Origin of the sequence: Soonwooa sp. (genome assembly GCF_030151385.1) — a bacterium.
GTDB lineage: Bacteria > Bacteroidota > Bacteroidia > Flavobacteriales > Weeksellaceae > Soonwooa.
In genome coordinates, this window is record NZ_JASLDS010000026.1 from 125,054 (window position 1) to 144,895 (window position 19,842).

Consider the following 19,842-nt stretch of genomic DNA (forward strand, 5'->3'; position numbering starts at 1 on the left):
TTGGTCTAGTCCTGAATATTGACTAATTTTAGGTTTTGAAAATTTTCAAACTTATTATGACAACAAAAGATAAATTAGCAAAGCTTCGTGAAGCAATGCAAGCACAAAACGTCGATGCGTACATCATTTTTTCTGCAGATCCACACATGAGTGAATATCTTCCTAATGAGTGGAAGGAAAGAAGCTGGTTAACTGGCTTTACTGGTTCGGCAGGTTTTGCTGTAGTTACTAAGGACAAAGCAGGTGTTTGGACCGATGGTCGATATTTTGTTCAGGCTAATGCGGAGTTAAGAGATTCGACAATTGATTTGATGAAGGAAGGTGTAGAAGGAACACCACAATTTGTAGATTGGATTATTTCTGAAATTCCAAAATCTGGAAAAGTTGCTGTTAATGCAATCGCAACTTCTAATGCCAATTGGGAATTGGTTGAAAATCAATTGAAGAAAGCTGATATTAGTTTAGTTGATTTAGCTTTGTTAAATAACATTTGGACAGATAGAGGAACGCCTTCTAAAAACGAAGTATTTGTACATCCAGTAGAACGTGCTGGCAAGTCTGTTGGTCAAAAGCTTTCTGATATTCGTCAAAAAATGGACGAGATGGGAGCGACAGCGCATATCATTTCTAGTTTGGATGATGTTGCTTGGACGCTTAATCTTCGTGGAAGTGACGTACAATCCAATCCAGTATTTTTAGGTTACATTTATTTGTCCTTAACAGAAGCTATTTTGTTTGTGGACTTGGACAAACTTAACAATGAAGCAAAATCTCTATTGGATGCCTCTAATGTTAAAATGATGCCTTATGCTGATTTTTATTCTTTTTTAAAATCGATAAAAAATCAAAAAGTTTTGGTTTCTCCAAATACGAATCAAGCTATTATTAATACTTTGGTTAGTGATAATAGTCTGTTAAAAGCTGCAGTTCCTGGTAATCTTATGAAAGCTCAAAAGAACGAAGCGGAATTGGCGGGTTTCAGAACGGTTATGGAGCGCGACGGTGTTGGAATGGTGAAATTCCTATATTGGTTAACACATAATGTTGGCAAAGAGCCAATGACCGAATATTCGATTGGACTTAAATTAAAAGATTTCCGTGCGAGTCTTGATAATTTTGTGGGTGAAAGTTTTGGAAGTATTGTTGGATACGAAGGCAATGCTGCGCTACCACATTATTCTGCGAAGAAAGATGGAAGTTCTGAAGTCACTAACAAAGGAATTATCTTGGTAGATTCGGGAGGTCAATATTTGGAAGGAACGACGGATATTACAAGAACTTTGGCAATTGGTGAAGTTTCGGAAGAGTTCAAAAGAGATTCGACTTTGGTGTTGCAAGGTATGATTCGATTATCGATGGTGAAATTCCCGAAAGGCACGCGAGGTGTACAATTGGATGCTATTGCGAGACTTCCATTATGGATGGCTGGTAAAGATTATGCGCATGGCACTGGTCATGGCGTTGGCAGTTTCATGAACGTACACGAAGGACCTCAAAATATACGTAAAGACCTTAATCCTCAAGAATTGCTTCCAGGAATGGTAGTTTCTAACGAGCCAGGTTTTTATCTTGAAAATAAATATGGAATTCGTCACGAAAACCTTGTGGTTGTAAAAGAAGTTGAGACGACTGATTTCGGGACTTTCTATGATTTTGAAACCTTGACGTTCTGCCCATTCTTCAAGGATATTATTGTGAAAGATATGCTTTCTGAAGATGAAATAGATTGGTTAAATGCTTATCACAAGCAATGTGAAGAAAAAATTGGACCGCATTTGGATGGCGAAATCAGAACTTGGTTCTTGGATTTAGTAAGTCCTTTGTAAATTTTAAAATATTATTAAATAAGAATCCTCGTAAGTTAACTTGCGAGGATTCTTATTTGGTTTTAGACTTTGTTAAAAAATTTCTGTATTAAAACTAAAACAAGCTCTAAAACTATTTTAAGAAATCTTTATCGGCATAAGCTGGATTTGGATATTTGTAAAAACCTTCGCCAGTTGATACACCAAGTTTATTTTTATCTATGAAATTTGTTTTGAAATAATCAGCAGCTTTTTGTTTTTCAGGGTCTGTTGATGCAGCCATTTTGTTAATGTTGTAAGCTGTTGTAATACCAACCACATCCAAAATTGCAAAAGGTCCTAAAGGCGCACCAGTTGCCAACATCCAAGTTTTGTCAATTGTTGGTGCATCTGCAACTTGGTTAACCAAAAGCTCTGTGGCAGCGCTCAAAAATGGAACCAAAAGTGAGTTAAGAATATAACCAGGTTGTTCTTTGTAAACAGGCAAGGCAATCATCCCGATTTGTTTTGCAAAAGCAATAATATCGTCAAAGTTTTCTTTTGAAGTTTCAGGATGTCCCATAACTTCGGCGGTATTATGTTTCCAAATTTCGTTTGCGAAATGTAGTGCCAAAAATTTGCTTGGACGACCAGTCGCTTTTGCCAATTGACTTGGTAGGAGGGTTGAAGAATTGGTTACGAAAACTGTTTTTTCGGGTGCAACTTCAGCAAGTTGATGGTAGAATTCCATCTTTATTTTTGGATTCTCCGGCACTGCTTCAATTACCAAATCTGCATCTTTAACAGCTTCGGCAAGATTGGAAGTATAATGTAGATTCTCTTTCGCTTTCTCTAGGTCGGTATCAGAAGCAGCCATATCTTGTCGAAAATGATTTGCCATAATATCAAACTTCTTTTTGGCTTCTTCTAAAACCTCATCATTAATATCATATACAGTCACATTAAAACCGTGATATGCACATTGAAAAGCTATTTGATAACCTAAAACACCGCTACCAGCAACACAAATATTTTTATAATTCATAAGTCTGAAATTTTAAGAATTTGAAATTAATTTTAATACTTAAATAGACTCATAAATCGTTCCAAATAGGGGATTTAGAAATTAAAAAATCTTAATCTTTGTGATAACTTGTGTATCTCACTCATTAAGTTGGGATTGCGATTTTCTGACTTTTATCAGCAGAAAATAATTCTCTGAAAAGTAAAGTTAGGGTAGTAGTAAACTACCATCACCATAACTTAAGAATCTAAAATCATTCTTCAAAGCATAGTCGTAAAGCTCTTGCCATTTTTCACCAATTAATGCCGAAACCAATAATAATAGAGTAGATTGTGGTTGATGGAAGTTGGTAATAAGACCTTTGGCGATTCGGAAGCTGTAGCTTGGCGCAATAATAATTTCTGTCTCTACAGAAATATGGCTTTGCTCATGTTTTTTAATCCAAGTTATTAAAGCAGAAATTGCTTCTTCCGCAGAATGAATCGTTGCGGTTTCGTAAGGTTCCCATTGTGTAACTTTTAGGCTTTCAAAAGAAATGTTGGGATTGTTTGCAACTTTGTTTCCCATCCAAAAAATGCTTTCGACAGTTCGCATGGATGTTGTCCCAACAGGAATAATTGGACGACTGATATTTTCTAAAAGATGTTCTAAAAAATCTACTGTGATGTTCATACATTCGGAATGCATGATGTGCTCGTCCATTGTTTCGGATTTCACAGGTTTGAAGGTTCCTGCGCCGACATGCAAAGTTGTGAAAAGCGTTTTGATTCCTTTGTTATGAAGGTCATCTAAAATTCTGTTGGTAAAATGCAATCCAGCTGTTGGTGCCGCAACTGACCCATCGTGCTCGGAGTAAACGGTTTGATAAGTTTCTTCATCGGTTTTGTCTGCAAGCCGTTTGATATAAGGAGGAAGTGGGGTAACACCAGCGGCATTAACCACATCAGCAAACGGAATTTCTTCTGGAGACCAAGCTAGCTTTACCACATAAGAGTCGGGAAGTTTTTCGATAATCTCAGCTGTTAATTCTACTTTTTGATTATCAATTTCTAAAACTTTAGAAAGCTTTGGTGTTCTCCATTTTGCAACTTTCCCAATAAGGCAAGTCCAAAGCACGCTTCCTTGTTTCTGAAAGTAATCTTCGTAATTGATATTTTCGCCATAAGGTTCTAGACAGAATACCTCGATGGTAGCACCTGTTTCGTTTTGAAAAAACAATCGAGATTTGATAACCTTGGTATCATTAAAAACTAAAACGGCATCACTTGGCAAATATTCCGAGATATGTTGATAAATGTCGGTTGAGATTTCGTGGTTTTTGTAAACCAAAAGCTTGGACGAATCTCTAGGATTTGCAGGATTGTAAGCGATATTTTCGTTGGGTAAATCGTAAGTGAAGTTTTCGATTTTCAGTTCTCGTGGATGCATCGTGCAAATTTCTGAAAAGTTTTAAAAATACACAAGGTAGCAGGTTTTAGTTGTTGGGTTTTAGCTTCTAGCTATTAGTGTTTAGTGTTTAGTGTTTAGTTTTTGGTGTTTCGTTATTGGCAGATAAATCTTTTCAATTCGTATTCGTAGCCCTGATGGAGCGGCATGTTGGAGCTCGTTATGTAAGCGATGGAATAGGCTAGGGCACATAACAGCGACTAGCGACAGCAGGTTCTTGGCTCCTAAAAATAACATTGCACCAAAATAGATGATGCAATGTTTTTTAGTTGATTGTTATTCTTTCTAGTTGCAATACTCTGGTCCATGCTGTATTGTCTAAGTTTTCATTTGTTTTGAAATCGTATAAGAAAAGAGAATAGATTTTGTCTCTGTCTTGCAACAAATTGAGGCCAAAATTATCCCATCGAAAATATGATTTTGGAATTATCCTTTTTGGACAAGGTGTAGTCACACATTGCATTTGCTGTGTGAAATTGGTTGTCTCCGGAATTAATTTGTATTGTGATATTTTTTTTCCGTTTCGGGTAATGGTCAGTCCGTCCGATGACGAAATTGTGAGGATGTCTTGGAGTTGTATTTTTAAAGGATTGGTTTTTTGGAGACTTTTTTTTACTGTAAATTTCACTGGATTTTTAAACTGTTCTAAAAAGCGAGCTTCCGAATCCTTTGCCGAAGTAGTTTCGGGAGGTTTGTTATTGGAATCGCGAGGGAGAAACCAACTGATTTCGTAGCCATCTTCGACTTTTTTATTAGGTGCATTGGCTATCGTAAAATTTACTATTGTTTTGCAAAGGCTATCTTTGTAAATGGTTCCTGATGGGCAATCCATGCACTTTTCTGGTCTTTTGATGGAAAATTTGTATACGGTTTCTCCATTAGGAAGTTTTAATTCGCCCTTGTAGGTTTCTATAGGTTGGGGAATGAGAATTTTTTTTGTTTCTTTTTCAGGAACTTTTTTCTCTGTCAATCGTTCTTTGATGCATTTCGGTAAAGCACTATTTTGACCAGCGCAATACTGAAATATAAAGAATACTAAAACTATAAATTGAGTTTTCATACTAACAACTATTTAGATTTTGCTAATTGATAGGATTTCCAATTGTTGCCTTCATACCAATATTTCCCTTGAATGGAGTTATTAGCTCCAATATACCATACTTCCATCGTTTTTGGGTTACGAGATAATGAAGTAATCCCTCCACTTGTACTTGCACTTTTTTCTGAAGCAAGCTGGTATCGACTCCAGTTTTTACCTTCATACCAAAAAGAGCTTTCAACAGAGCCATTTTGCCCAATCCACCATACTTCCATTGTATTTGGATTTCTTGATACTGAAGAAATTCCTGTATGTATAGAAGCACTATTTGCTGGCGCAAGTTCATATAGGTTCCAGTTTTTACCTTCATAAAAATAAGCACCTTGTACAGATCCGTTTTTTCCTAACCAAAAGAGCTCCATAGCATCTGGTTTTCTAGATACAGCAGAAATACCTCCTAGCAAAGAAGCACTGTTAGCTGGTGCAACTTGGTAACGTGTCCAATTCTTGTCAGGGAGCCAAAAAGCACCTTGTACAGATCCATTTGCTCCCACCCACCATATTTCCATATAATTTTTCTTTCTGGACAATGCAGTAATCGAACTTGTGGTAGAAGCACTGTTAGCAGGAGCCAACTCGTAGCGACTCCATTTTTCTCCTTCTGTTTTGTAAGCGCCTTGTACAGAACCATCACTTCCAATCCACCATACTTCCATATTGATATCTTTCCTAGAAACTGAAGCCATCCCACTTGTAGTTGCCGCAGAATTTGCAGGTGCTAACTCATAGTTAAACCAATCTTTGTCTTCGCTCCAAGCAGCACCTTGTACAGAACCATTTTTACCAATGTACCAGTACTCTAAATACGGTGATTTTCGCGATATAGCTGTTATGCCTCCTAGAGGCGAAGCTTCTGCATAGCCTTTACGTTGATACTGATTCCAGTTAAGCCCTTCGTACCAAAACCCAGCATGAATCTGCCCATCTCTATCTACCCACCAATTTTCCATTGCATTTGGTTTTCTAGAAACGCTGCAAATCGATTTCATTGCAAAGGTTGGTGGGTCAAAAACATAATTTGATGGTTCACGCTTCACTTCATTATAAAAGTTGGAAATACCGCTAATGTCCTCATTTGATAAGCTGCTTCGTTGACCCATCATTGGATCGCATGGGACTATTTTTCCGTTATTTTTGCAGTCGATGGTTGTTTCACCATTCTTAGAAAAAGCAGTAGAAGGGTAATGCATAATAGAGACATAATCATAGGAACCTTGCGGATTACCTGGTTCAATCTGAAAATTATGTTTTTCATTTTCTGAAATATTGGATGTGTTTATCCTAACAAAATCATCTCTATCTTTTCGACTTTGCTCGTGCCAAAAACCTGCAGCATGTAATATTTCGTGGATTACAGTTCCAACACTGGCTTTGGAAGCCTTAATGGATAATTCTTGTTCACCTCCCTGTCTTCCAACTCTCGAAAGTCCAGCGCCTGCGATGCTATCGTCATTTTTTATTAGAATGAAATCCTTTTGATTAGTTTTAGGTACTATTGATAGCTTTGTAGTTTGATTTATAATATTTATAGCTTTATAAACCATATCTTGCTTATTCTTTAAGAATAATGATTCACTAAGCAAAACAGGAATCTCTGCATTAGGCCATTTGAAATTTTTTTCATCAGATGAGTAGCTCTTTGTTGTCATAAGGTCAGTCGCCACGATAATGTCCCCATTGAGAATATAATTATGATTTTCCTTTTTGACAAGATATTCTTGTTCTTTGTCAGACATAGGTAATGTCAATTTTATCTTAATGTAACCATTATTAAAAGCAGCATGTACTTTACTGGTGTCAATCTTTTTTACTTTATCTATTTGTCCCTGTAGTGACACTACATATAACAAAAAAAAGCAACATAAAATTCTATTGTTTTTCATCTTGTTTTATTTTAATAGTTAATATTCATTGAATGAAACCACTTAGTTTCCATAGTATAATTGTTTTTTTATAATATTTTTTTGATTTAACTCGAGTTTATTGTTGCGGAACGATTATAATTTTGCCTGCTACCGCATAAAAGTTTCCGTTGGTAAGATTTGTTGGTTTTCCGTTTTTCCAAAGTTTTGCATATCCTTTATTATTGATATATTCTGTACCAACCACATACACGTCATTTCTATCTATTGCAATGGAAGTTCCATAGCTTCTGTTTTCTGATAATTTTGTCACCATTCCGTTTTTCCATACACTTGCAATAGCGTCATCATTCGCATTTTTTTCAAAACCAGAAATAAAGACATCTGCGCCAGAAGTTGTAACATGATAACCAGCAGCGTCAAAGGCACCATCTGTTAAGTTGGTCTCTACACCATTTTTCCAAAGTTTTGCTTTACCATTTCTATTGGCATAAAATTCTCTTCCCGTGGCGTAAACATCATTGCCTGAAACATAGATATCACCAAGATATACATCTCGAGTACCATCGGTCAATTGCGTTTTTACGCCATTTTTCCAAATATAAGCAGCCATTTGATTCGTTGGAACGTAGTATTCTGATAGACCGATATACACTTCAGGTCCATTTACGAATAATCCTGCACAAGTAGAATTAGAATGCACATAGTCTGTAAGATTTGTAATGGTACCATCTTTCCACAGTCGGAAGGCTTTATTTCTAGGTATGTCATCTGCCAACTTTTCATAGTATGTGAAGTACACCGAATTATTAGCTGCAAAAATTTGCAAACCAATCGTGTTGACTGCAGAAGGACTGGAATAAACAAGCGTGCCATTTTTCCAAAGTTTTACAGTAGATTTTTGATTTAGGGTTTCTGTACCTACGGCATAAAGATCTTTTCCAGAAACAAAAATGTCGTTGATGTAAGTCGTGGCAAGATTAATCTTTAAATCGAAAAGTTGGCCGTTTTTCCAAAGTCTGCTTTCTGATCGATTATCCGCATTGCCTTCATATCCGAGGATGTAGATATCTTTTCCTTTGATCGTTGTATTATCTTGGTTAGGATTGTCTTCGTTAAGATTGTTGTTGTGTCGGCAAGAGGTAAAAGCCAATAGGCATATTACAAATACCAATGCTGTTTTAAAAAATGTTGTTTTCATACTGTTGGATTTTTATTTTAAAAGCATAAGCGTTATACCTTCTGGAACACGGAATTGCGCTTTGATTTGATCTACTATATTATTCATCTGAAGTGCTAAGGTCGCATAGCAGACTTCTGGTGACAAATACAAAAACAATTGTTTCTGCTCAAAAGTATTAAACAAAGGTTGTTATAAAAATGATTGTATTGGTGTGAGAATGTTTGAATGGTGTGTTTGAGTTGTTGAATGGTGAGAAATTGCCCACCAATAACATTTTATCATTTTTGAAAACATTAGCCCTGATTGAAGCGACATCCTTTTTTTGCTTTGGGCATGGTGTGGTGAAAAAAGATATAGCGGAAAGCAGGTTCTTGGCTCCTAAAAATATTGAACAAAAAGCTGTAAATTTGCAGTATGAATCATGACACTATCTGCGCATTAGCCACGGCGAACGGCGTTGGCGCCATCGGGATTATTAGAGTTTCGGGCGCTGAATCTTTTGAAATTGTGAACAAAGTTTTTGAAGGTAAAAACCTTGAAAAAGTAAAGTCACATACGGTGCATTATGGATTTATCATAGATGGAAGTCAAGAGACAGGAAACAATGAAAAAGAAACAGGAGATGCTTCGACTGCGCTCAGCATGACATCCAACAATTACGAAGTTATCGATGAGGTGATGGTTTCGGTGTTTCATGCGCCGAAGACTTTTACGACGGAGAATTCGGTGGAGATTTCGTTTCATGGTTCGCCGCATATTGGTGCGAAGATTTTGGAGGTTTTGATTAAAAACGGAGCCAGAATGGCGAAAGCCGGGGAGTTTACGATGCGTGCTTTTATGAATGGACGTATCGACCTTTCGCAAGCCGAATCTATTGCAGACTTGATTGCTGCCGAAAATGAAGCTTCAAGAAAAGTGGCATTGAACCAATTAAAAGGTGGTATTTCCCAAGAGATTTCTGTTTTGAGAGGCGATTTGTTGAATTTTACTTCGCTTATCGAATTGGAATTGGATTTTGCTGAGGAAGATGTGGAATTTGCAGATAGAACGGCTTTGGTAGCTTTGATTAAGCGCATACAAGCTAAATTAAAATCTTTAATCGACAGTTTCCAATACGGGAATGCCATTAAGAACGGAACGGCGGTTGCGATTATTGGGAAACCCAACGCGGGAAAATCGACTTTGCTAAATACTTTGCTGAAAGAAGAGCGCGCGATTGTGAGCAACATCGCTGGAACGACGCGTGATACCATCGAAGAAATATTACATATTAAAGGTCATGCTTTCCGATTGATTGATACAGCGGGATTGCGCGATACCGAAGATGAGATTGAAGCTATCGGTGTGCAAAAAGCTCGTGAAAAGGTTAGTCAGGCTGAGATTTTGGTATATTTGGCTGCGGCGAACTCCACTGATTTTAGTGAGGATTTCGAAATGCTAAACTCTTTAGTTCGTGAAGATTTGGAATTGATTATTTGCCTTACTAAGATCGATGAGGTGATTCCAACTGAGTTTGACACTATTGAAAATCAGTTCCGCGATACAATTGATTCTCCATTTGACTTTATTAAGATTTCGGCGGTTGAAAACCGCAACATTCAAGAGCTTAAGAATGAATTGTCTTCTTATGTTGAAAATCTAAAAGCTCAAGAAGGAGGCGTCGTGATCACCAATCAGCGTCATTATGAAGCTTTGCAAAAATCCTTGTATTCGGTAACTCGTGTTGAAGAGGCTGTTTCGCATAACATCACAACGGAACTTTTGGCGTATGAACTTCGAAATGCTTTGGAGCATCTTGGTGAGATATCTGGGGAGTTCACGAATGATGAGGTTTTGGGTAATATCTTCTCGAAATTCTGTATCGGCAAATAAATTCAGTTCTTTTATTTGTTTTATTTATTTGATTATCAATTGTTTAAATCGAGTTGTTTTTGTTTACAAAAGCAGGGTCAAATGATTTAGGTTTGGTGTTAGTTTCCTTATTACAAAACGAATTTTACTAAGTAACATTATCAATAGTTTTGTTTATTATAATAATCAATTAAATGTAAATTCAGTATATTTGTTTATTATAATACTCATGTTATGCTTGATTTTGTAACGATAAAAGATGTTAAATCGAATGTAGGCGCTTGGTGCAGATCAATGCGCAAGGCAGAAAGATTGACTAAGCAGGAACTAGCAGAAGAGATTGGTCTGTCTCGATTTACTATTGCTAAATTAGAAAACGGAGAGAATCCAACACTCGAAACATTACTGAAAGTCTTACAATATTTTGACAAGCTAAAATCATTTAATCAATTTGTTTTGGAGGAAAATGAAGGTTTGACTAATTCTCAATCAATGTATTAATTATGGCTAAGAATCAAATCATATCCGTTTTCTTCAATAATATAGAAATAGGAAAGATTGGTTACGACGAGAACCAACGTAAATCGTCCTTTCAATACCATCCTGATTTTTTGGAAAAAGACATCAACAAAAGGCTTTTTCCGTATGTTATTAGAAGAAGTCCAAATGTGCAAGTCTATTCAGAATTTGAGGGTGAAACATTTAGAGGTTTGCCTCCAATGATTGCTGATTCGTTGCCAGATTATTTTGGGAATATCATTTTTAAAGAATGGCTAGAGGCTACAAATAAAGATTTTACAAATATTTCCCCATTAGAACAATTAACCTATGTTGGTCAACGTGGGATGGGTGCATTAGAGTTTTATCCAGCAAAAGAAATTTTTGCAAATAGTTCTATAAATATCGATGAAATAACCGAGGTTGTAAAAAAAGTTCTATATGTCAAAACTTCAGTAGAAGAAAAAGGTCTAAGCGATACTTCGTTACTAAATATTTTTAAAATTGGAACATCGGCAGGAGGTGCAAGGCCAAAAATTCTTGTTTCTGAACATAAAGAAACAGGACAGTTAAAAGCGGGAGATTTAGAAGTTTCGGAAGACTATAATCATTACCTTGTTAAACTTTCTATTGATGAAGATGAGGGTTATTCTAAAGAAAAAGTAGAGTATATCTATTATCAGATTGCAAAATCGGTAGGTATTTGGATGATGGAGTCTAAGTTGATAGATGACAAACATTTTGCTACCTTACGTTTTGATAGACAGAATGGGAAGAAAGCTCATATTCTAACAGCATCTGGAATGACAGGTTGGGATTTTAAAAAACCTGAAAATTCGTCTTATGAAAACCTCTTCAAACTAGCTGTTGATTTAAGATTACCTCATAAAGATATAGAACAGCTTTACAGAAGGATGGTTTTTAATATTGTCTTTGCCAATACGGATGATCATCTAAAGAACTTTTCGTTTATTTATAATCAAGAAAAAGACCGCTGGAACTTGTCTCCGGCTTATGATTTGACTTATCCTTTGGATGCTTTAAAAAACTACTTACGTGTTTCTAGAGCGATGTCTATTAATGGAAAAAGGACAGCTATTACGAAGGCAGATCTTTTATATATTGCAGAACAATTTACGATTAAGAATCCACAGGCTATTATTGATGAGATTGTTTCTTCAACAAAGCAATTCAGAGTTTTAGCTGAGGATTATAAACTTCCTCCTAAAGTAATTGATAAAATAGAATCAGAGTTTCTATTGGTTTGAATTGTATGTATTTAGATGTAAATCCTTTTATTTTCACATAAGTTATCTGTCAAAAAATTCATTATATTTGTAATACAATAATGTTATTTAAAATCAAATATTCTCATTAAATAATACCATTATGTTATTTAATTCTTTGTCTAAAATACAAAAAAAACTAGTGGTTCATCTCCGTCAAAGGCGATTGCAAATGAATCTAACGCAGGAAGGGTTGGCAGAAAGATCGGGGGTTCCGTTACCTACTTTAAGGAAATTTGAACAGAAAGGAGTGATTTCTTTAGAATCATTTTTAAAAATTCTTTCCGTAATTGGTGGATTGGAAGAAGTGGTTGATGTTTTAAAACCGAAGGAACAAAGTTTTAAATCTATTGATGATGTACTAAAATCAGAGGAAAAACCAATTAAAAAACGAGGAAGCAGAAAATGAGAATAGGCATTAAAGAAATAAAAGTAGGACTGAACTTTGGTTCAGGGATTCAACACGTTGGTCGTCTGGCAATTAGTGATGGTGTTATCTATTTTCAATACGATGAAGAATTTCTGCAAGCCAATATCGAAATTTCACCTATAAAACTTCCTTTGCAACGAGACCTAATAGCGCTTCCAAGAGATCCTTTTGAAGGTTTGGCAGGTGTTTTCAATGATAGTTTGCCCGACGGTTGGGGAAGATTACTTTTTGATCGTATGTTACGGTCAGAAGGGATTTTACCATCGGATATTTCACCACTTGACCGTTTAGCATGCGTTGGATTGCAAGGTATGGGCGCATTGGTTTATGAACCAGATCAAAGTCCAGATACTAGTAATGAGATGATTGATTTAGATATCTTGGCAACACAGACCGAGGAGGTTTTGGAAGGTGATTCAGAAGACGTAATTGCCGAACTTTTGGCTTTGAATGGATCTTCTGCAGGAGCACGACCAAAAGCATTGATTGGTGTTAACACTGATCGAACAAAAATAACGTATCGCAAAGATCAATTGAGCGATGGTTTAGAACATTGGATGGTAAAATTCCCTAATTCTCAAGATGGAAAAGATGCGGGAGCAATAGAATATGTTTATGCTTTAATGGCTGCAGACGCAGGAATTAATATGCCTGAAGTACATTTGTTTCCATCACAGAAAGGTAATGGCTATTTTGCCGTAAAGCGTTTTGATACAGATGGAAATAAGCGCCTCCATATGCATACAGTGAGCGGGCTTGTTCACAGTAATTTTAGATTGCCAAATCTTGATTATGAGGACTTGTTAGCATTGACGGGTGCTTTAACAAAAGATATTCGTGAGGTAGAAAAAATGTTTCGGTTAGCCGTTTTCAATGTGATGGCGCACAATCGAGACGATCATGCTAAGAATTTTTCTTTTCTGATGAATGAATTTGGAGAATGGAAATTATCACCTGCTTACGATCTTACCTTTTCATCTGGACCAGGAGGAGAACAAAGCACAATGGTAATGGGAGCGGGTAAGAATATTACCGCAAAACATCTAAAAAAACTGGGATTAGAAGCTAAATTATCAAAAGAATTCATTGAGAATGTGATGGAGCAAACTGTTTCTGCGCTTTCTAAGTGGTCAGAATTATCAAAAGAATTTGGCGTTAGTCAATCTAACAGAGCATTAATTCAAAAGTCTCTGCTAATATTCAAATAGTATTCTATTACAGTCACATGATTAAATATCTTGAAAACCCTATTAATAAAGATTTTTTTAGCTTCCGCATTGGTAAATAGGTTAGAATTGTCGAATTAAACATATTCAAGGCGAAGAATTGGTTTTCTTCGCTTTTTTAATTAATAGTGTCTTCATGCATTAATCATACAGTAAGCGTGCTTTATCCATACTTTATCCGTGTCGTATCTACTATGTACATGGACTTCTTTTTTTGCTTGTTGAGATTCCTCGTTCCTCGGAAATCGAAGATTCGGCGAAGCCAATGACAATACTTGATGAGATTCCTCGTGCCTCGGAATGACAAATTTCCTCGGAATGATAATAGTTGTTGTCGTAATTGGCATTAGTTGTCGTTTTCGGCAAAAAGCGCTCGTTTTGGCTTAGTTGATTGTAAATCAGTGGATTAAAGTTAATCTTTGTGCTGTGATCACGAAGGTTTGAGCAGATGTACCTAACATCTGAGGATTCATTTAAAAACAAATAATTAAGATTATGGCAAGACAAAAGAGTATCATCAAATTGCATGGTACAATATCGGCGATTACAAAATCTTTGTTTAGACCAGTAATAGCACTTAATTTTTCAATAATTTCCGCTGGATAGCTTGGTCTGTACTTTATATAATCTGAGACTCTATCCGAAAACCGTGTTGTATTTAATTTATTGATATTCATATTTTAAAATTGTTAAATATTCTATCACAACTATTATTTGTATAAACTTGTGATTTGTTTAGCAAAATTAAGGTTTAAACCCCCAATATTTCCTTTACAAATGCAAGGGAAAATTGTACAAATCAAAGTTTTTTTGATTATCCGTTTGTATACCTAAAATTAAAAGTATTTGTCATTCTGAACGGAGTGAAGAATCTAAATCTTTGATTTTTAGAGATTCCTCCTTCGTCGGAATGACATACATAACTGAAAAATTCAATTCAGATACAAGGGTCGACAATCAGTAAGTTTTTGGCTTAGGATTTCAAAATTTCATTAATCTTCAAAAGCATGTCTTTCGCATCTTGATTGTAAGGAACTAAATGCAACACTTTTAAATAGTCATTTTGGGCAGATGAGTATTCTTTTTTTGAGAAACATGCTTCACCACGTCCTTCGTATGCGTTTGGAGAAGTAGGAAAATTGGAAATATTGAGTTCAAATATTCTTATTGCAGCATCAAAGTTTTTCATATTCAAAAGCTCATAACCAAGCGAATTAAGCTCATCCTCATCTGAGAAATTATAGATTTCTGATTGATTTCTTTTTAAGTCTTTGTAAAGTTCAATTCCTTTATCAACATCCTGAACCGCAGTTTTTCTGATTGCCAAAGCGATAGATTCTTTTATTGGCTCCAAAGGAAAATTTTCCCATTGGTTAAGATTGGCAATACTCTTTACAATTTCGTCTATTAATTGTCCACTCATGCCGTTTGTCATCACCACAATAGCATCGCCATTTAGGCGACTTCCAGTGTAATAACTCACAAAACCTTCGTTGCCACCGCTATGTTCGAAGTATGCTTCGCCAACAAATTTACTTTCAAAAACGCCCCAGTTATTGTTTAAAATTTGATTCGTCAATTCTTTGGACAGAACTTTGTTCGATTTCCCAAGTAATGAACATTGAATTTCAATAACAAACTTCGCCAAATCTGTCGGGGTCGTCCACAAACCAGCTGCTGCTTTTTCAGGATAAACATGGTATTTTCCTTTTATTTCATTTTCGTAAATGTATCCAGTTGCCAACTCACTTTCTTGCTCAATTTTCGGAGGTTGATTAAACGAACTGCTCAACATTTCCAGTGTATTCAATACATTTTTTTGTAAAAAATTTTCGTATTTTTCCCTAGTTACATCTTCTAAAATCAACTGTGAAACTGTTGTTCCACCTCCAGAATATTCATATTTTAAATTAGGTTCAAAAATCGATTTTACAGGTTTCGAATTGGCAGGCGATTCACCATTGAGAATTTGTTGTATTGTTGGCAAGTTATCGCCTTTTTCATATCCCATAAAACCACCAACAGATAAGCCCGCAGTATGGTTTAACAAATTGGAAAGAGTTATTTTTTGTCCTTTTGAAATAGTGTTGTAATGGAATTTCCAAGTTTTAAGATAGTTATTAATATCTTCGTTTAATCTGATTTTTCCATCCTGAACAAGTTTCAGCAAAGCCAAACTATTAAGAGATTTGCTAATTGACGCGGCCTGAAAAAGAGTTTCGGAAGTTGCCAATCTTTTTTCAGCCAAATCTGCATAACCATAAGCTTTTGCCCATTCTATTTTAAAATCTTTAACAACCGCGATACTTACCGCATTAACGCCAAAATGAGCCATTCTTTCTTGCAAAGACCACTGTTTATTTTTGGATTTATCCCAATGAAACAAATCGTTTTCTAATTTACTAATCTTGTTTTGTAGGTTTTGCATAAATTCAAATGTAAGGAAAATGATATTCAGGACAAATTCCATTTGCTCTGATAATCCAAAAATGATTTAGTCCTTTCTTCAAACGATTCTATAAAAGCTATTTTTCTTTAATAACAGATTGTTTAAGTTTTAGATTCTGGATAATAAAGTAAATAATTATTAGCTTTGGTTGCGAGGATATCTTCATAGAAAGAATTATAAATGGAATAGGGCCGCTTTTAACTACTAATAATAGATTCTGCATTGGGAAATAGTTCTTTAGGATTCTGGAACGCAAAGGTGATTTTTTTAAACTTTGTAAAATAACTGCGCTTTCGTATCTTCGATATTAGTTTTGCGACTTTCGCAAAGCTGTCAAACACTATCTGCAATGCTAAAAAAGACAAAGTGATAAATATTAAACTGCACGAAATAGAAAATGCTGAAAAACTTGCTTTATTGTTAGAAAATGAAGATGTAACTATTTCAGTAGAAAAAGCTTTTGACATTTCATTTTTGGAGACAATAAATAACGCAAATAGTGATAAAGAAGTTTCTCTAAATGTTTCTCTGAATGAACATACTCCAATTGAGATTTGGAAAAACATTTTTAATGTAAAAAGACTACTTATTCATCCCTCATTTGAAGTGCAGTTAGAAAATATTGACTTTCTAAAAAACTTCAAGAATTTAATCTCATTAGAACTTTCGGGAGATTATACTAAAAAAAGTTTATCATTTAAGCCTATTGAACATGTTGACACATTAGTACAATTTACTTTTGTTAGAGGCTTAGTAAACTCGAATCAATATAAATTTCTTAACCAACAGAAGAAATTAGAAAAATTAAGAATTGCTAATATTGATTTAGACTTAGTAACTACAAACGAGAATCTAGAAACATTGAGAGTGGAAAGTGTACTAAAATCTGAAAATTTGATTTCTGAAAAATTTCCTAGTTTAGAAAATCTACACTTGCATAGCTGTAGTCGTTTAACAAATCATAATTTCTTAGAAAGTTTTGAAAAAATTGAACGAATAAATATCAGTTACAATAGCCATATTACTGAATTCCCGAAAATGCTAAATCCCGAATTGGTAAAAACTATTGAAATGTTTACTTGTCCAAATTTTTCATCAATCGACAGCCTTTTACAATTCAAAAATCTTGAACGACTTGTGTTAACAAGTTATGACAAACCTTTGCAAGTTGCAATACAAGATTTTGAAAAACTTATGCAATTAAAAAAACTTACAACAGTCTATACAGCTTGGGGCAAACGCCCTGCGAAAGATTTAGAATTCATTTCGGAGGTTTATAAAAAAACTAAATGGAAAAATGCACAGTAGCACTTCATATAACATCAATAAAGTCGCACAAAGCCAAAGATTTCCAGAAAACTAAAATATTCAAGTTCGTTTAAGCCTTTTTAAACGAACTTTGTTTTTTGAGAGTGAATTTTGTAAATTCACAATACCAAGCAGTTATACAGTATGTTAATACAATGCACGGCACTTCAAAAATTAAACGTAAATAGAAACATCAAAAAAAAATAAAGAAATATGGGAAGCTGGGGATACAAAGCATTAGAAAGTGACAATGGATTGGACGTTGTTGATTTTTTGACAGATTACATTTCAGAATCTAAAGATCAAGTAGATTTAAGTTTATCAAAATTAATCGCAAAAATGAAAGAGGATGGTTTTTTGGGAGAAACATTTGAAGATATAGACTATTTGTATGACAATTCTGCAATGGCTTTAACAGAACTATATCTCATGTTCAAAGAAAATGGAGAATTAGATTATGACCACGAAGAAGAAAATCTAAATTTAAGAAAAAGAGTAGAGTCATTTTCGGGAGATAAAAACGCTTTGGAATTTTTGTTACGATATTTGACCGATATCCAAAATGAAGTTCCAGATGAAGATGGAGAAAGAGAATTCGTAGAATTATGGAAAGATGCACCAAAATATGAACAATGGAAAGAGCATCTTAATTATTTAATAAATGGACTAAAATCAGAACTATAATTATCATTTAACTTGACAAAAAAAATTGTAAAAAAATAAATATTAAAAGTAGCATTGCTTCACATTTGTCTTGCCGATCAACAAGTGCAAGTTAAGTCTAAATGTTAGGAGAAATGTATAATAGAACGTTCTGTAATGCTATGATACTGTAGATATTAAGTCCATGTTAATTTTTTATGTTTCGATGAAAATTTTAGTTTCATGTTGTTTTTTTCTTAATTTAGACAACATGAAAAAGTGTTGGGATCGATTGATTACTTTTGAATTTTTAGTTGTTTGAAAGCGCTTACTATGCTAGTACTTTTTCTATTGTGTGCAATGCTAAAAATAAAATGACCATTTATGAAAGTTTGCCTTTTATTGCTATTTTTTCCAATCATATTATTTTCACAAACAGCAAATGATAATTTAGATAAAGAATTATCTGCAATCTATAAAAATTCTACTTTTCCAGGTTTTGCAGTTGGCATCATCAAAAACGATTCAGTTTATTTTTCTAAAGGATATGGATGGGCAAATGTGCAATCAAAAACGCCTTTCACAGAAAATACGATTATTCCCTTAGCTTCAGTAAGCAAAACATTTATTGCATTTTCTATTGCGAAAGCAATCGAATTAGGTTATTTCACAGAAGAAACGCCAATTAATGACATTTTACCTTTTTCAGTAAAAAATCCATATTTTTCTGACGATATTATTAGAGTAAAACATTTATATACACATACTTCCACTATTTTGGATGATGAGAAAACTTATTTAAAAACTTATGAAGTCACAAAAAGGCCAACAATATCTCTTGACAATTTTTTAAAGAATTATCTCAATGAAGATGGAAATCTTTATTCTAAGTCAAACTTTAGCAAAGCTAATATTGGTACACAAAGGAATTATTCAAATATCGCCTCAGCACTTGCAGCCTATCTTATCGAAATAAAATCTGGTTTGTCATTTGATGAGTTTACAAAAAAATATATTTTCCAACCTTTAAAAATGGAAAACACGCATTGGTTTTATGATGAAAACGCCTCAAAAAATTATGCCACATTGTACGAAGTTAATCCACCAAAAGAATCTTACTATAAAAAACTTTTAAATAAGGATAGTAGCTTAAAAACTTATAGCTCAATTACATATCCAGATGGAAGTTTGAAATCTTCTTTAAAGGATTTATCTAAATATGTAAAAGAGCTGATAAAAGGGAATAATCACTCATCGCAACTGTTGGCTGATAATTCTTATCAATTACTTTATAAGAAACAATATTCAGATGGAAAGTTTCCACAAAATATGAGTAAAAGTCAAACGAATCAAGCTGTTTTTTGGGAATATAATAGAAAAGATAGGTTGAATCATACAGGTAGTGATCCAGGTGTCTATACTGTTATCTCAATCGATTTAAAATCCAATATTGGTCGAATTATATTACTGAATACAAATATTGATACTGAAAATAATAAAGAGATATTAGAAAATTTAAAGAAAATAGCAAATGTTCTTGATACTGTAGAGTAAGATAAGCCTTGCATAGAGCATTATTTTAGCAAAATGTGGCGTTAAATGTATAATAGAACATTTTGTAAAATTTACCCGCCGCTGCTTTTTTCCTCTCGCTAATTTGTTTTTTACGGAATCAGCGAACTTTCAGTTTCATATTGTTTTTTCTTAATTTAGACAAAGTGAAAAAGTGTTGGAATCGATTGATTACTTTTGAA

17 protein-coding genes are annotated in these 19,842 nt (G+C 34.5%); 9 read left to right on the forward strand and 8 right to left on the reverse strand.

The genetic code is table 11. The features are described from left to right. Positions 1 to 56: 56 nt before the first annotated feature. Positions 57 to 1,826 (forward strand): aminopeptidase P family protein, encoded by a 1,770-nt coding sequence (locus Q1V95_RS04210; protein WP_300670645.1) that lies wholly within the window; start codon positions 57 to 59, stop codon positions 1,824 to 1,826. A gap of 112 nt (positions 1,827 to 1,938) precedes the next feature. Here the strand turns inward: Q1V95_RS04210 and Q1V95_RS04215 are convergent, their stop codons facing one another. The 6 genes from Q1V95_RS04215 to Q1V95_RS04240 form a co-directional block, all read right to left on the reverse strand. Continuing rightward, positions 1,939 to 2,829, reverse strand: coding sequence for a 3-hydroxyacyl-CoA dehydrogenase (locus Q1V95_RS04215; RefSeq protein WP_300670647.1), 891 nt, complete (start codon positions 2,827 to 2,829; stop codon positions 1,939 to 1,941). Between the two features lie 186 nt (positions 2,830 to 3,015). Then, on the reverse strand, positions 3,016 to 4,236 hold the full coding sequence (locus Q1V95_RS04220) for an S-adenosylmethionine:tRNA ribosyltransferase-isomerase (protein WP_300670650.1): 1,221 nt from the start codon (positions 4,234 to 4,236) through the stop codon (positions 3,016 to 3,018). 283 nt (positions 4,237 to 4,519) lie between these two features. Next, the gene (locus Q1V95_RS04225; RefSeq protein WP_300670653.1) at positions 4,520 to 5,314 is read right to left on the reverse strand and encodes a hypothetical protein; all 795 of its coding nucleotides are present in this window, start codon (positions 5,312 to 5,314) and stop codon (positions 4,520 to 4,522) included. Between the two features lie 8 nt (positions 5,315 to 5,322). Beyond that, positions 5,323 to 7,236, reverse strand: a complete 1,914-nt coding sequence (locus tag Q1V95_RS04230; protein WP_300670655.1) for a M12 family metallopeptidase — start codon at positions 7,234 to 7,236, stop codon at positions 5,323 to 5,325. Between the two features lie 97 nt (positions 7,237 to 7,333). Further along, positions 7,334 to 8,416 (reverse strand): hypothetical protein, encoded by a 1,083-nt coding sequence (locus Q1V95_RS04235; protein WP_300670657.1) that lies wholly within the window; start codon positions 8,414 to 8,416, stop codon positions 7,334 to 7,336. A 12-nt stretch (positions 8,417 to 8,428) separates the two neighbouring features. Beyond that, positions 8,429 to 8,581: a hypothetical protein gene (locus Q1V95_RS04240; protein WP_300670659.1), complete on the reverse strand. Its 153-nt coding sequence runs from the start codon at positions 8,579 to 8,581 to the stop codon at positions 8,429 to 8,431. Between the two features lie 231 nt (positions 8,582 to 8,812). Here Q1V95_RS04240 and mnmE point away from each other — a divergent pair, with 231 nt between their 5' ends. The 5 genes from mnmE to Q1V95_RS04265 all read left to right on the forward strand — a co-directional run bounded on the left by mnmE (position 8,813) and on the right by Q1V95_RS04265 (position 13,671). Continuing rightward, positions 8,813 to 10,270, forward strand: a complete 1,458-nt coding sequence (mnmE, locus tag Q1V95_RS04245) for a tRNA uridine-5-carboxymethylaminomethyl(34) synthesis GTPase MnmE (protein ID WP_300670662.1) — start codon at positions 8,813 to 8,815, stop codon at positions 10,268 to 10,270. Between the two features lie 213 nt (positions 10,271 to 10,483). Further along, positions 10,484 to 10,750, forward strand: coding sequence for a helix-turn-helix transcriptional regulator (locus Q1V95_RS04250; RefSeq protein ID WP_300670664.1), 267 nt, complete (start codon positions 10,484 to 10,486; stop codon positions 10,748 to 10,750). A gap of 2 nt (positions 10,751 to 10,752) precedes the next feature. Further along, positions 10,753 to 12,015 (forward strand): type II toxin-antitoxin system HipA family toxin, encoded by a 1,263-nt coding sequence (locus Q1V95_RS04255; protein WP_300670667.1) that lies wholly within the window; start codon positions 10,753 to 10,755, stop codon positions 12,013 to 12,015. Positions 12,016 to 12,136: 121 nt separating this feature from the next. After that, on the forward strand, positions 12,137 to 12,442 hold the full coding sequence (locus Q1V95_RS04260; RefSeq protein ID WP_300670668.1) for a helix-turn-helix transcriptional regulator: 306 nt from the start codon (positions 12,137 to 12,139) through the stop codon (positions 12,440 to 12,442). After that, positions 12,439 to 13,671, forward strand: coding sequence for a type II toxin-antitoxin system HipA family toxin (locus Q1V95_RS04265; RefSeq protein ID WP_300670669.1), 1,233 nt, complete (start codon positions 12,439 to 12,441; stop codon positions 13,669 to 13,671). The genes Q1V95_RS04260 and Q1V95_RS04265 overlap by 4 nt, the downstream gene beginning before the upstream one ends. 152 nt (positions 13,672 to 13,823) lie before the next feature. Here Q1V95_RS04265 and Q1V95_RS04270 read toward each other — a convergent pair whose 3' ends face one another. Continuing rightward, positions 13,824 to 14,036 (reverse strand): hypothetical protein, encoded by a 213-nt coding sequence (locus Q1V95_RS04270; RefSeq protein ID WP_300670674.1) that lies wholly within the window; start codon positions 14,034 to 14,036, stop codon positions 13,824 to 13,826. Between the two features lie 626 nt (positions 14,037 to 14,662). Continuing rightward, on the reverse strand, positions 14,663 to 16,117 hold the full coding sequence (locus Q1V95_RS04275; protein WP_300670677.1) for a serine hydrolase: 1,455 nt from the start codon (positions 16,115 to 16,117) through the stop codon (positions 14,663 to 14,665). Positions 16,118 to 16,504: 387 nt separating this feature from the next. Here Q1V95_RS04275 and Q1V95_RS04280 point away from each other — a divergent pair, with 387 nt between their 5' ends. From Q1V95_RS04280 to Q1V95_RS04290, 3 genes are all read left to right on the forward strand, one after another. Then, positions 16,505 to 17,446, forward strand: coding sequence for a hypothetical protein (locus tag Q1V95_RS04280; protein WP_300670680.1), 942 nt, complete (start codon positions 16,505 to 16,507; stop codon positions 17,444 to 17,446). 213 nt (positions 17,447 to 17,659) lie between these two features. Then, entirely contained in the window at positions 17,660 to 18,130 is a 471-nt protein-coding gene (locus Q1V95_RS04285; RefSeq protein ID WP_300670682.1) for a DUF4259 domain-containing protein, read from the forward strand. Between the two features lie 342 nt (positions 18,131 to 18,472). Beyond that, on the forward strand, positions 18,473 to 19,642 hold the full coding sequence (locus Q1V95_RS04290) for a serine hydrolase domain-containing protein (RefSeq protein WP_300670684.1): 1,170 nt from the start codon (positions 18,473 to 18,475) through the stop codon (positions 19,640 to 19,642). Positions 19,643 to 19,842: the final 200 nt, after the last annotated feature.

What these genes read in the sequence shown, in the direction of transcription:
- Q1V95_RS04210 (WP_300670645.1), top strand. Translation starts at nt 57, where the DNA reads ATGACAACAAAAGATAAATTAGCAAAGCTTCGTGAAGCAATGCAAGCA.
- Q1V95_RS04225 (WP_300670653.1), bottom strand. Translation starts at nt 5,314, where the DNA reads ATGAAAACTCAATTTATAGTTTTAGTATTCTTTATATTTCAGTATTGC.
- Q1V95_RS04235 (WP_300670657.1), bottom strand. Translation starts at nt 8,416, where the DNA reads ATGAAAACAACATTTTTTAAAACAGCATTGGTATTTGTAATATGCCTA.
- Q1V95_RS04270 (WP_300670674.1), bottom strand. Translation starts at nt 14,036, where the DNA reads ATGCCAATTACGACAACAACTATTATCATTCCGAGGAAATTTGTCATT.
- Q1V95_RS04250 (WP_300670664.1), top strand. Translation starts at nt 10,484, where the DNA reads ATGCTTGATTTTGTAACGATAAAAGATGTTAAATCGAATGTAGGCGCT.
- Q1V95_RS04215 (WP_300670647.1), bottom strand. Translation starts at nt 2,829, where the DNA reads ATGAATTATAAAAATATTTGTGTTGCTGGTAGCGGTGTTTTAGGTTAT.
- Q1V95_RS04230 (WP_300670655.1), bottom strand. Translation starts at nt 7,236, where the DNA reads ATGAAAAACAATAGAATTTTATGTTGCTTTTTTTTGTTATATGTAGTG.
- Q1V95_RS04285 (WP_300670682.1), top strand. Translation starts at nt 17,660, where the DNA reads ATGGGAAGCTGGGGATACAAAGCATTAGAAAGTGACAATGGATTGGAC.
- Q1V95_RS04220 (WP_300670650.1), bottom strand. Translation starts at nt 4,236, where the DNA reads ATGCATCCACGAGAACTGAAAATCGAAAACTTCACTTACGATTTACCC.
- Q1V95_RS04260 (WP_300670668.1), top strand. Translation starts at nt 12,137, where the DNA reads ATGTTATTTAATTCTTTGTCTAAAATACAAAAAAAACTAGTGGTTCAT.
- Q1V95_RS04290 (WP_300670684.1), top strand. Translation starts at nt 18,473, where the DNA reads ATGAAAGTTTGCCTTTTATTGCTATTTTTTCCAATCATATTATTTTCA.
- Q1V95_RS04265 (WP_300670669.1), top strand. Translation starts at nt 12,439, where the DNA reads ATGAGAATAGGCATTAAAGAAATAAAAGTAGGACTGAACTTTGGTTCA.
- mnmE (WP_300670662.1), top strand. Translation starts at nt 8,813, where the DNA reads ATGAATCATGACACTATCTGCGCATTAGCCACGGCGAACGGCGTTGGC.
- Q1V95_RS04255 (WP_300670667.1), top strand. Translation starts at nt 10,753, where the DNA reads ATGGCTAAGAATCAAATCATATCCGTTTTCTTCAATAATATAGAAATA.
- Q1V95_RS04275 (WP_300670677.1), bottom strand. Translation starts at nt 16,117, where the DNA reads ATGCAAAACCTACAAAACAAGATTAGTAAATTAGAAAACGATTTGTTT.